This window comes from Bradyrhizobium sp. NBAIM03 (assembly GCF_020194055.1).
In the GTDB taxonomy this organism is placed as follows: Bacteria; Pseudomonadota; Alphaproteobacteria; order Rhizobiales; family Xanthobacteraceae; genus Bradyrhizobium; species Bradyrhizobium yuanmingense.
This window is the reverse complement of record NZ_JADYVS010000147.1, coordinates 1-453: the sequence shown is the minus strand read 5'-3', so window position 1 is coordinate 453 and position 453 is coordinate 1. Positions and strand designations below refer to the sequence as shown.

Genomic DNA, 453 nt, shown 5'->3' with positions numbered 1-453 from the left:
CTCGAAGGTGACGGCGTGGACGTGGGCATCGAATCGACCATCATCGATCTCTCGCGGCTGGATCAGGGCATTGGCCCCGTGCTGCTGCGCCCGGGCGCTATCACGCCTGATGACATCGAGCGCGTGACCGGCGAACTGCCGGCGGCTCCCGATGCCGCTGCGCCGCGCGCTTCGGGCACGCTGAAGGCGCATTACGCGCCGCGCACGCCGTTGTATCTGCTGTCGGCCGCCGATGTGCCTGCACGCCTGGCTGCACTGCCTGCAGACAAACGCATCGTGTGGCTCGGTACCCCCGTGGCACTGCGTGACGGCTGCGACCAGCGCGTCGCCCCCGCCACGCCCGGCGCCTATGCCAACGCGCTCTACGCGCTGTTGCGCGAACTCGACCGCGGCGGTTATGACGCCATCTGGGTGGAAACCCTAGCCGATACGCCCGCCTGGGCGGCTGTCAAC

General features: G+C 69.1%; 1 protein-coding gene. It reads left to right on the top strand.

Annotated elements, in window-relative coordinates:
• Positions 1 to 15: 15 nt before the first annotated feature.
• On the top strand, positions 16 to 453 hold a 438-nt coding region (locus tag I6F21_RS37810; protein ID WP_346656863.1), incomplete at its 3' end, for a Sua5 family C-terminal domain-containing protein.